Source organism: Flavisolibacter ginsengisoli DSM 18119, assembly GCF_900129295.1.
Classification (GTDB): Bacteria; Bacteroidota; Bacteroidia; order Chitinophagales; family Chitinophagaceae; genus Flavisolibacter; species Flavisolibacter ginsengisoli.
Genome location: NZ_FQUU01000034.1, coordinates 1 through 12,212 on the forward strand (window position 1 = coordinate 1; position 12,212 = coordinate 12,212).

8 protein-coding genes are annotated in these 12,212 nt (G+C 45.2%); 2 read left to right on the forward strand and 6 right to left on the reverse strand.

Features of this window, described 5'->3' with window-relative positions:
* The 4 genes from BUA53_RS20500 to BUA53_RS20520 all read right to left on the reverse strand — a co-directional run.
* On the reverse strand, window positions 1-193 hold a 193-nt coding region (locus tag BUA53_RS20500; RefSeq protein WP_139256537.1), incomplete at its 3' end, for a hypothetical protein.
* 961 nt (window positions 194-1,154) lie between these two features.
* Entirely contained in the window at window positions 1,155-1,373 is a 219-nt protein-coding gene (locus BUA53_RS21725) for a GDCCVxC domain-containing (seleno)protein (protein WP_072837268.1), read from the reverse strand.
* Window positions 1,373-1,990: a mercuric transport protein MerTP gene (gene merTP / locus BUA53_RS20510; protein ID WP_072837269.1), complete on the reverse strand. Its 618-nt coding sequence runs from the start codon at window positions 1,988-1,990 to the stop codon at window positions 1,373-1,375. Before merTP ends, BUA53_RS21725 begins: the two co-directional genes overlap by 1 nt.
* A 404-nt stretch (window positions 1,991-2,394) precedes the next feature.
* Window positions 2,395-3,960 (reverse strand): FMN-binding glutamate synthase family protein, encoded by a 1,566-nt coding sequence (locus BUA53_RS20520; RefSeq protein WP_084080316.1) that lies wholly within the window; start codon window positions 3,958-3,960, stop codon window positions 2,395-2,397.
* Window positions 3,961-4,055: 95 nt separating this feature from the next.
* Between BUA53_RS20520 and BUA53_RS21365 the strand changes: the two genes are divergently transcribed.
* Window positions 4,056-4,208 carry a hypothetical protein gene (locus BUA53_RS21365; protein WP_175546131.1) on the forward strand — a complete coding sequence of 51 codons (153 nt, stop codon included), beginning with the start codon at window positions 4,056-4,058 and terminating at the stop codon, window positions 4,206-4,208.
* Between the two features lie 184 nt (window positions 4,209-4,392).
* On the opposite strand, the gene BUA53_RS20525 is transcribed toward BUA53_RS21365, so the two are convergent.
* Complete coding sequence (locus BUA53_RS20525; protein WP_139256538.1) at window positions 4,393-5,559, reverse strand: FG-GAP repeat domain-containing protein; 1,167 nt, start codon at window positions 5,557-5,559, stop codon at window positions 4,393-4,395.
* A 358-nt stretch (window positions 5,560-5,917) separates the two neighbouring features.
* Window positions 5,918-6,913: a YncE family protein gene (locus BUA53_RS20535; protein WP_072837273.1), complete on the reverse strand. Its 996-nt coding sequence runs from the start codon at window positions 6,911-6,913 to the stop codon at window positions 5,918-5,920.
* Between the two features lie 2,098 nt (window positions 6,914-9,011).
* On the opposite strand from BUA53_RS20535, the gene BUA53_RS20540 reads away from it, so the two are divergent.
* Window positions 9,012-12,074: a T9SS type A sorting domain-containing protein gene (locus tag BUA53_RS20540; protein WP_072837274.1), complete on the forward strand. Its 3,063-nt coding sequence runs from the start codon at window positions 9,012-9,014 to the stop codon at window positions 12,072-12,074.
* Window positions 12,075-12,212: the final 138 nt, after the last annotated feature.

Sequence of the window (12,212 nt, forward strand, 5' to 3'; positions counted from 1 at the left end):
AAAAGCTGTAGGTAATGCTGCTTGCGGCTGGAGAAATATTGTCAAAAGGAGGGTATGTCGGGTCGAGCTCTGCTCCGCAATCCAAAACGTTTCCGCTAAAAGTCAAATCACCAGGACAATTGATTTGAGAAGCTGCATTTTTATTAATTAAAAGTGTAAATACAATTACCAGGTAAGTACAATACTTTCTCATAAAACAGGTTTTAACCATAAAAAAATTGCTATCGCTTAATACATCAGCTAGTGCTTTACTTTTTTTGGCAACTAGAGCAGGAGAATTAAATTCTTACAGGGTGGTTTAATTTTAAATGCCTTTAAAAACCTGAATGAAAATCACCGAGTTTTAGATATTGAATAGCTAATAACATACACGTGTAATCAACCCGATCTGAATGATAAATGCTCTTATATTATAAGGCCATATCCATAACATCATATTAAAAATAATAGAGGTCGGATCGCGTAGTAAATACAGGACGGCTAAAGGGTAACACGATTGTTTTTAAAGATCAGAATTATTGTTTGGATGGGGTAGAATGATCCAAGTGGAGAAGTCAGATTCAGTAAATTCAAATCAGCTATAAAATTAAGTAATTGCAGGCTGCTAAAGAAATATTTATGGCGATTCTGTAAGGCTGGAGAGTATGGGGATTTATTTCAAAAGAAAGCATCGCATCCAGGTCTTCACTGGTAAATAAAACTCCGCATCTCTTCAGTCTGCCCGTAGTTGTTGACATTCCTGCTGAATGGCCTTAGAATGTCCATTGCCTCAAACAGTTCCATCACTCCCTGTCTGAAGAGGAAAAATAGGCTTCCAACCTGCCAATGCTAATAGGGGTACTTCCCTGTGATGTTTTTTTAAGTCCATTTATCAAGAATATCGAACAGGTCACCAACTATGTCGAATCATGAACTATAACTATTATTGCTTATTACTTCAATAGGCAATGTTCAATTTTACAACAACCCAGATGCCCGGAAGGCTTTCGCACAAATGCACAACGATAAACTCCGGGTGGGTGCTGTAAAACTTTTATGAAGAAGCTTAATAGCATTAAGTCTCACATGTCATGTCACAAAAAATTCGTTGATGATAAAGTATTCGTCGCACCGCCATATATGTCAGTACAGTTTTAGATAAAAACCCTTCATGGCTATGAACAACAAGATGTTCCCATTTGAATAGGTGGACATTTTACAGAACCATAACTGCAAAATACGCAACAATCCCCTTCTTTTGGTTTTAGCCGGATCCTGCAATTTCTGCATTCATAGAAATATTGGCAAGCGTCCGTTGGCATTGATTCTTCTTGCTGATGTCCACAAGCAGGGCAGGTAATTACGGATTGAAGTATAGCGGCTTTGTTTTGCATTAGTTATTGGTTACAGCTTGAGCAATTACTTTATAGCCTGTGTTGTTAATAGCTTTCACAATACTGTCAATAGATGTTCTGCCCTGGTCAAACTTCACGATGCTCATTGCTCTTTCATAAGAGGTTTGATATTCAATAATACCTTTGAGCTTTGCAATTTCGCTATTTACGTGTTCAGTGCAACCTGCACATGTCATGCCTTTTATTTTAAACTCAGCCTGTTTGATATCGTCACGATTGGTTGCCACAACTTGCGGTTGGTGAGCTTTTGTATAAAAAGCTTGTGCATAATAGGGAAAGGCAATCAGCAGTCCCGCCAAAACGGTTACAATGCTCAAAAAAGTTTTGGATTGTAAAAAGGAAGGCTTGTTATCCGTATCGCAATTGCATTCAGCATGTTTTTGCGGCTTCAGCTTTTGAAACCAGGCAAATGCAAAAACCAACACTGTCAATCCAATTAAGTACGGTCTGAAAGGCTCGATCCATGAAAAAGAGGAAGCCAGTCCACTAGCACCACCTATAAAGGCTAAAACAGGTGTGATGCAACAAAGTGAAGCTGCAGTGGCTGTCAAAAGTCCGGCTAAGAGGCTATTGTTCTTTTTTGTCCTTGTAATCATGATAAAACTATGACGCAAAGATAAAATGTAAACTGTTGATGGTTGTCAATAGGGTTGCACTTAAAATGATATGTTCGCACCTTGCTTTTGGGCGACTAATAGATGCTTTATTTATACAATACCCGGGGTCCCCGCAAGGCTATAGCCCTACGCACAATAGTAGAACCCAGGCGGGGACAATGAGAAAATTGTTGTCTGTTGTTTGTATTTCTTTGTTGGAAGAAGTATTAAAGGGTAAACATCAGGTGAAATTCTTACAACACCCGGGGTCCCCGCAAGACTCGAGCCCAACGCACAACGGTAGACCCCGGGCGGATGCAATGATAAGCATCAATAGAAAGCATCTCCATCCGGGGTCTACCCTTTTAGGGCATGTGCACAAGCAGGGGACCCAGGGTGATTCATCAATTGAGCTGTGAAGCATATTTCTGTTGCCAGTTGTTTTGCTTTCCTGAAAAATAGATCTGTTCAAAGTTTTTCACCTGGTACTCGTTGATGCGCCGGAAGAATTTGGATGGCACGATGCTGCGCAGGTCGGCAAAGCCACAGGCTTCCATCAGCTCTTTAGTGGCTCCCATGGTATTTGCATGAAAATTGGCTACCCGTACCTTCTTTACCTGGGGATCCAGTCCCTTGTATAGATCAGGGTTTTGTGTGGCCACGCCTACAGGGCACCTGTCTGTGTCGCAAATCAATGCCTGTATGCAACCCAATGCCATCATCATACCCCTGGCACTATAACAGGCAGAGGCACCCAGCGCTAACACTTTCAAAATATCAAACCCTGTAATGATCTTTCCTGCGGCAATGATTTTTATACTGCCGGATAGATCATAGTTATCTAATGTTTGCTTTACAAAAGCAATGGCATCATACAACGGCATGCCCAGGCTGTCAGTAAACTCAAGCGGTGCGGCACCTGTTCCGCCTTCAGCTCCATCTACAGTAATAAAATCGGGGATAAGGCCGGTAGTTTTGATAGCATGGCAGATGTCTATGAACTCCTCCCTGTCCCCGATGCATATTTTAAAGCCCACAGGTTTCCCATCGCTTAACTCGCGCAGCAATTGTAAAAATTCCACCAATCCTTCGGGTGAATCAAATACACTATGCGCCCCCGGTGAATGAACGGCTGTTCCGGCTACCACTTGCCTGATAGCAGCTATTTCAGGAGTGTTCTTTTTAGCAGGCAATATGCCCCCATGTCCCGGTTTGGCACCCTGGGATAGTTTCAGCTCAATCATTTTTATGGCAGGATTTAAGGCTTGCTTACGAAATGCCATCGCACTGAAATTGCCCTGCTGGTCGCGACATCCGAAATAGCCTGTTCCTATCTGCCAGATAAGATCGCCTCCTTTGAGGTGATAGTCACTAATACCACCTTCACCTGTATTGTGGGCAAAGCCTCCCAGTTTAGCGCCTTCATTCAATGATGCGATGGCTGTTTTGCTCAGCGCTCCATAACTCATGGCCCCGATATTATAGATGCTTGCATGGTAAGGCTGCATGCATTGCCCATTGCCAAACCATACACGCAGGTCATTTTTATCAATACGCACAGGATATACCGAATGGGCTGCCCATTCATAGCCAGGTTTGGTTGGATCGGCCTGCATGCCGAAGGCAACCGTTTGCTTTTCATTTTTAGATCGCTGGTAAACAACAGATCGCTGGCGCCTATTAAATGGCTTGCCATCCAAATCGGTTTCGAAAAAGTATTGCCGCAGCTCCGGGCGTATGCTTTCCAATAAATAGCGCAAATGCCCTATCACCGGGAAATTTTTCAGGATCGCATGGTTCTTCTGGTTCATATCCCATATACATAACAGCAATAAGGGTAATGACAGGAGTAACCACCAGTAAAGGTTTTGGTTATGGGTATATGCAAAACCAATAATGACGATGTTGATGATCATCAGCATCCCTGCTATCATGTTACTGGCAGATGCCTTTTTTTGAAGCTGGCTCATGTTAATTATTTATGGTAAACGGATTACCAAATCACTTGCTGGTCAATAAAATTTATTATTGATCATCCAATGATGATTGGAATTACATCGGGAAAATGGCAAATGGGAAACTGGCTAAACGAGGTTCAGGCAAGCGGCTTATAGGCCTTGAAAGAGGAGAAATAAAAAATGTCCCTGCAGAATGGTACAAACTCAGGAAAAGAGCCGGTATAGCAATCACGCATGTCTATCACCAATGGAAGGGGTGAATAATGATTTGTATGATTGTGAGCAAAATGCATTTGTACAAACTTACTCATTATCTGTCATGAAAGCCAGCCGCAACCATGAAGGGTTCGTTAAAGATATTTTCAATTGTTAATGGTATTTGGAGTTTGGATGTCAGGTCAATTAAGTGTTCATTCCTAAACTACATCCGGTAACTACATCCTGTTATTTACCCCAGATGATGGTAAGGCTGTTGTCTGCATTATTGCAGATTACTATATCAGCTTTATTGTCACTATTTAACCTGGCAATGGCAAGGCCTTTGGGATGTTGACCTGTAGCAATCACTTGGCTTCTCACTTCTTTTGTCTTGTCCATCAAAATCAGGTAGATCTTATTGCCATCAAAGTCAGAACTAACTATGTCATTAATTCCGTCACCATTTACATCACCAATAGCTATCCTATTCGGATTTTGTCCTGCGGGGAATGGAGAACCCCTGAGCATGGTGAATTTTCCCTGTCCATCATTTAGTAAAACAGTGAGTCCATTTTTGCCCTTTCCTTCTGCCATGCTACTGGGAGAATTTATAATAGCAAGATCTGGTTTGCCGTCAGCATTGACATCACCAATAGCCATATTGAAAGGATTGTCTCCACAAGCGAAAGGTGATCCAACAGCTTCACTGAATTCACCCTTTCCATCTGCCAGTAAAATGGTAACATTATTATCTTCTGTGTTGGTGGTAACTATATCAGGTATGTGGTCACCATTGAGATCACCGGCTCTCAACCGTTGGTAGGGTCGCTTGCCCACTTTAAAAAACTTATGTTGCTTTCCGAAACTAATGGTGCTGTCGCCAAATAGAACTTCCACCTGGTCGTTGCCCCAACTTTCAGTAACAAGGTCAGGCCAATCATCATTATTAAAGTCGCCCGATGCGATGCCATGCACATGAGGTATGCCTTCGGTGGCGAATGGTGAATGGGTCGCCTGTTTGAAATTTCCCTTTCCATCGCCCAATAAAACAGTTATATATTTTTTATCGTGGTTGGCAAATGCAAGGTCTGGATGCCCGTCTTTATTAAAGTCTGCAATACAGATATCATTTGGCGAGGGCCCTGTAAAAAATGGGGAGTGGGCGGAGGGTGTAAAACCACCCTTTCCATCATTTAATAAAATGGTTGCACTGCTGTCGCTTTCGCTGGTTACAACAAGGTCTGGAAATGTATCGTTATTGAAGTCTGCTACTTCCACACTTCCCGGCGATTTACCTACTGCAATTTTTGTTGTATCCGTTGAAGCCAACATATTGGTGGAAGAGGGATTATTTCCCTGGCCGCAATGGCACAATACAAAGGCAAATAGTGTCAAAGAAAACAGGTTGGTCACTGGCTTGTTGGTTTTATTTTACATGATCAGCCAAATGGAAAGAGTGCCTTATGAAGTTACCACAATTGTCTTGCAACATAGAACTAAGATGGACAGGATGGAAAAGGATTTCTGAGGAGGAGGAGTTAATCGGTAGTTGGTAGTCCGGGGAAGAGAATATCGAACAATAGAACAAGGGTGGGAACCGCAGAACAATAGAACAATCCTCCTTCGCTAGAGCTGCGGCGGACGAGGGGAATGTTGAATGGTAAAGGATTTAGGACAGGGAGACCTTTTATAGAATGAGTCCTTAGGTCCATGAGAGAATCATGGTATTTTCAACTATCTATTTCAATTTCCAGGAGAGAGAGAATTGAAATTATTTAACCTTATATGTCACCACCAGCACCTGGAAGGTCCCGGTCTTCATTTTAGGGCGTTCAGTGCCCACACGGGGTTCAAAATCGGCTGTTGGTAAATAAATGGTTTGACTGGCTTCGTCAAAGCAAAGGGTGCGGGCGCCTCTTTTGGTGGGGTAGTTGCCTAGCACGGCATAATGGTTGGCATCCTTTTCCCTGATCACACTCAGGTTGCCGCTTTGACCATTGGAAGTATAAATGAGGTTTTTGGCTTCGTTGAAGACCACTCCATCACAGCCATCGCCGATGGGCAATTTGGACACCACCTTTCCACTCTCAGCATTCAATACCACCAGGTAACCATCGCAGCCGGAAAATAAACGGTTAGTAGCCTTGTCATAGGCAAGGCCTGTGGGTCCTTCAGCTCCAAGGGACCAGCGGGCTGTCACCTTATTGGTTTTCAGATCAACTGCTGCTACTTCGTTTTTATCTTCCAGGTTCACATACAAATGACCCTTACCGTCAGAGACGGCTTCTTCGGGCTTGCCGCCTACTTCGATGGTTTGAATAACCTTATCTGCCTTTGGATCGATCAGTGACAAAGTTTTGCTGCTGCCATTGCAGGTGATGATGGTCTGTGTGAAGGGCTCAAAGAATATGGCGTCGGGGTTGTTGCCCGTTGGCACCTGCGTAAGCACTTTATCGGTGGCAAGGTCAAATACAGTGACATTATTCAACCTGCCATTGCTGGTATAGCAACGGTTCAAAGCCTCATCGAAGGCTATCCCGTGCACGCCTGTAGTTTGGGGTATGACGCCTACGGAATCGCCGGTGGCAGCATTGATTATATTGACCTGGGTACTATGGGAGACATAGAGCTTTCCTTTATGCATCCGGATGTAATCCCATCCCCCGGGGCCCGGTATCTTATACGTCTTTTCAACTGAATAACCGGATTGCTGGGCACAGGCCTGCAGGCTGTGAAGGGTGAGCAGGAGCAGGAATTTTTTGAACATGGGAGATGGTTGGAGGAGTAATAAATATAGACTGATTTGGTGGAATAGGGAGGTGTTAGGGTGTAAAGAGCCTTGCCATCATCTTTGCATACTTTGCGAAAATCGCCGCGTTCTTTGCGATACTGATTACGCCAAGATGTATAGGTCTATTGCCATTGGCCACTGAAGTCTTTTTTTTGTTCAGCGTATTGGATTGAGGTTGTTTTATTTTTTATGATTGGTGCCTTCGGCGAGTCACTTTCTTTTGCTGCCCAAAAGAAAGTAACCCCCGAGTTCCGCTGCGCTCGTCGGGGCAGGCAAAAGGGCAGGCAAACCCCAACGCTCCGCGGGTTTTATTCGCAGGTCTTTCGTTGTTTTTTAGCGCTCATGAGGTGCTTCGCAGTTGCCGGGCCAGCGCACAACGGTCTTTACTATTGGTGGCTTGATGCATTATGATTACAATCTTTTCTTGACAGTATTTACTTCACGTCATATAGTTAGATACTGAAGATCAATCACGTGCTATGCGCAGAAACTTAAGGTGCTGCATTGCGGACGGTGGGCTTCGGCCTAAAAAGGTTTCACTAATCGAATTTCCGCAATGAGGCACTGCACCAGCTTAAAGGATTGAAGTGTTTTTGCGTTTCGTTAGGTTTAAGGCATAGGAACAGTTCTGACTGCAAAAAAAATAAACCTGGTTGATTTGTCATTCCGAGGCACGAGGAATCTTTGGATAGTTGTTTGAACGGCGGAATTTTCTTGAAGCATAATTGAATATGGACAAATAGGTGCCCCTTGTTTATTTATAAGAAAGACTCCCTTATTTCAGGAATGACGGCAAAGTGTAAAGAGCCTGCTCTCATCTTTGCGATACTCTGCGAAAATCTTTGTGTTCTCTGCGATACTGAATACGCAAGGGGAACTATGGGTATGTTGCCATTGGCATTGAGGTCTTTTTTCTGAGGTTAACGGATTGGTTAAGATTGAGCGTGGATTTATTTTATGATTGTTGCCTTTGGTGGGTTCTTTGTTCGTTTTTTTTGTTTGCCCCAAAAAAAAGTAACCCCCGAGTTCCGCTGCGCTCGTCGGGGCAGGCAAAAAGGCACCTTGCCGCTATTGCTCCGCAAGTGCAAGGAGGCCAACACACAACGGTCTTTACTATTGGTGGCTTGATGCATTATGATTATAGTCTTTTCTTGATTGTACGGTCTTTACAACTGATTGTTTGATGCCTTAGATTGAACACGTGCTATGCGAAGAGACAAAAGGTGCTGCATTGCGGAGGTTTCGCTTCGGACTATTAGAGGTAAGGTGATCGAATTTCCGCAATGAGGCACTGCACCAGCTTGAAGGATTGAACTGTTTTTGCGTTTCGTTAGATTTTAGGGATTTTAGGTCATACAGGCTTTACCATTTCAATGGTCGCCTATGCTTTTGCCAAAGATCCTTCCTGCGTCAGGATGATCACGCAAAGCGTGAGGTGAATAATAGCAGGATGTATTTGGTTCGATACTCTTATTATTTATTGCATGATTGAAATTAGTTCTGACTGCACAGAGTAAACAAAGATTCTCTGTCATCCCGCCAAGGCGGGATCTTTGAACTGAACAATGAGCGACGGAATTGTTTTTGAAGCATAATTGAGCTTACACTAAACAGGAGCGCCCCGTGTTTATTTATAAGAAAGACATCACTTGTACAAGGAATGATTGCGAAGTGTAAAGTGTCCGGCTTTCTTCTTAGCGATACTTTGCGAAAAGCTCTGTGTGTTCTCTGCGTTACTAATTACGCAAGGAGATGCATAGGTATGCTGCTATTAGAATGGAGGTCTGTTTGCTTTATTTCAGGGAAAGAAAGCTTTAAATGGTATGCCCTTATTTCCATGAAATAACCTTTTCAACACTTCACCTTAAATTATCAACAATCTTCTCCAATTAAGTGATTTCCCTAATGTGAGCTAAGTGAAATACCTGTTTTTGAACGGATAATATAAGGGTTTCACCGTACAGTTGGGCCCGCTGGACGTCCGGAACTAAGGGTTTACCCTAATGTCATGAAATTAAGTAAAATATTCTGTTGTTTTCCGGGGTCTTTCGGGACCCTCCAAAACTAATTGATTATGAAAAATCTACTCTCACTGCTGGTGAGTGTGCTATTGATAACGACTGCTTATGCCCAATCGCCAGGCCTGATCATCCGCCCGTTTCCTGTTCCGGGCATCACAGCTTTAAATCCTGATGGCAATGCTTATAGTTCTTCCGGAACCACCGGCTTTACTTCTGACGATATTTCTCAAAGTGAAGTTCCTTTTACCATTGTCCCCGCAGCTATCACGGAACCTACCGGTGACCTTCAAACAGGTCCTACAGGTGGTTTTACCGATATCGTAACCCGTGTGGATGGCAGCGGCTTTTACCTGTATAAGGACGCTACCAATATCTATTTCAGGCTGCGCCTGGGTAATGTGATCTCAGGTTCCAAATCCTACTCCATCCTGGTGGACACCGATGGCAAGATGGGCAGCAGCGGCAGTTCCGCTGATCCCAATTATGTGGCTCCTTCAGGCAGCAGCAACGGCAATCCCGGTTTTGAATACGAAGTGTCCTTTCAAACCAATAACCAGGTGGCCGTATATGCAATCGATGGTGTGGGCATACCACCAGCGCCTACTTCCTATTCCCTGAGTACCAATTCGCAGATATCAGTGTCACTGTCCACCGATGGTAGTAACCCTGATTATTTTTACGACTGGTACGTGCCACTGACCGCTATTGGGAGTCCAACGATATTGCGCATGGTGGCCACCACCCTTACTTCTCCCAGTTCTGCCCTTACGGGTAAACGATCAGACGTGTATGGCGTGAACGATGCCAATTATGCCAGCACCGCGGAGGCATGGATGACAGTGATCAATGCGCAGCCTATCATCTCACTCAGTCCTTTTGGCCCTGCTGGACCTACCTGCACGGCAGCTCCAGCATTGAACAGTCCTATAACAGCCGGCAACAGTATTGCCGTTACCGGCACCTGGACAAGGATGGACGCCAGCAAGCCTTCAACTGCTACCATTAAATTATATAAGAATAACAATCCTACTCCAGTGGGTACCACCACGGTCACAACCGGCAATACCTGGAGCATCACGGTAGCCTCGGTTGCTACCGGCGACCTTTTTTACGCCAAAGCGGTAGCCACCGGTGAATCGGAATGCCTGCAATCGAATAACGTCATTTCTGCCGGTTGTAGCACACCACTGGCCACGCCGGTGCTTACCTGTGCCTCCACCAAGGGCATCTCGGGCACCATTACTTCGGGAACTACCGTAACTGTTTATTACCTGCCCACAACCAGCGCTTCACCCACATCCAACCCGGTAAGTACGGTCACCAACCTTACTTACCCTACGGCAACCAGTTTCGCCTTTATGAGCAATGGCTGCTCCGGCAGCCCTGTGCTCAGTGCCGGCACCTATATGGTGGTGGCTTCCAATGGAAGCTGCACTTCAGCACCACGGTTTGAGTGCATCACTTCGGGCAGCAGCTCCATACTGGGACTGTCAGCCAATACACTATCGCTGACCACACCTATTTATCCTTACCAGACCAGCATTAGCGGTACCGGTTCGGCGCTGAATGATATCCTGAGGTTGTATGTAAACGGTCAATACAAAACCAGTATTACGGCTTCGGGCGCCAGCTTTACATTTACCGGGCTGTCGCTGAATTCGAATGACCAGTTGCAGGTGTATTCTCAAAAAGGCAGTTCCTGCATGACGGTTTCACCCACATTCACCGTGAGCTGTTATGCTACGCCACCTGTGATCACTCTAAACGCCACGGGCAACCTGGTAGCCGGCGCAACCACGGTGAGCGGCTCATCATCCTATCCTGGTGCATCGGTGCAATTGTATAAAGGCACGGCACCTTCGGGCACCACGGTGGGCAGTCCTGTCACAGTAAATAGTTTTGGGTCATGGTCAGTAACCACACCGGCACTTATTGATGCCGAGACCTATTATTGTATGCAAACAACAGGGGGCTGCACCAGTGTGGCTTCTTCGCAGGCGACAGTGCTGGGTCCAACGACCTGTCCCAGTATCAGCTTCCCCACTGCCTCTTCTGACAACAGCAGCAGCGTAACGGTCAACATGAGCGCATTCACCGGTACGCTGCGCTTGTACGAGGACGGGGCATTGATAGCCACTTCCACTGCTTTGACAGGTGCTACCACTTATACCTTTACCGGGCTAGCCAATACATTGTATTACAACGGCGTGCTGACGGTGACGGCCAAAACGGCCACCGCGGCGGAAAGTGTTTCCTGCGCCACACAAACTGTTGCCTGCACACCTGCACTGACACCAGTGATCACACCAACAACGGCCACCATCAATGCAGGGCAGACCGTAACCTTCTCCGTGAGTAATGTCACCGCCAATGCCTGGTATGCCCTGATGGATTATAGCGGTAACAGTTTTGCTACCTCGCAGTACATGACCACTACCGCTGGTTTTACACTGACCACCAAAACGATCAATACAGCTTCCACTTACAACCTGAAGCTGACGGCAGATAAATTAACGGGCTGCCCGGCTAGCTTTGCCACAGCCAGCATCACGGTCAATCCTGTTTCCCTTCCTGTAAGCTTCCTGAGCGTGAATGTTCAACCCAATGGCAATGGTGCCCTGCTGACATGGACCGTGGCCAATGAAATGGATGTGCTGCGTTATGAAGTGGAAAGAAGTAATGACTGCCGTAACTTCACAGTGAAAGGGCAGGTTGCATTTAAGCAAGCTATAGGAACAACGAACACCTACTCCTTTACCGACAACGCGGTGAACGGACAGAATGTTTGTTACCGTATCAAACAGATTGACCTCAATGGCAATGTGCATTATAGTCGCATCGTAAACCTCAGTGGACAGTCGTACAGCAGTACGGTGGTAGGACCTAACCCTGCTTCGCATTTCATCACCATCACCAAGAGCAGTTCGGTCACTGAAAAGATCAACGTGAGCCTGGTGGATATGAATGGCAGACTGGTGTACCAGCGCAATGTGTTGTTGCTGCCTGGCATGAATTCTTTTGATATTAATAACCTGGAGGTGTTTGGCAAGGGACAGTATGTTGTTCAATTGCTGGGCAGCAGGACGAGGGAGTATGTGAAGGTGGTTGTGGAGTGAGGAGAGAGAATGGAGTCGGGAGTCAGAACCACGGAGGCCTTTAGATCAAATTAGTTCATTGACATATTGAATAGCTGAAAAAAGAAAGATTAAGAATTTTGTGGGAAGAAAAGTGAGGTGAACTTGACGGAGACATAG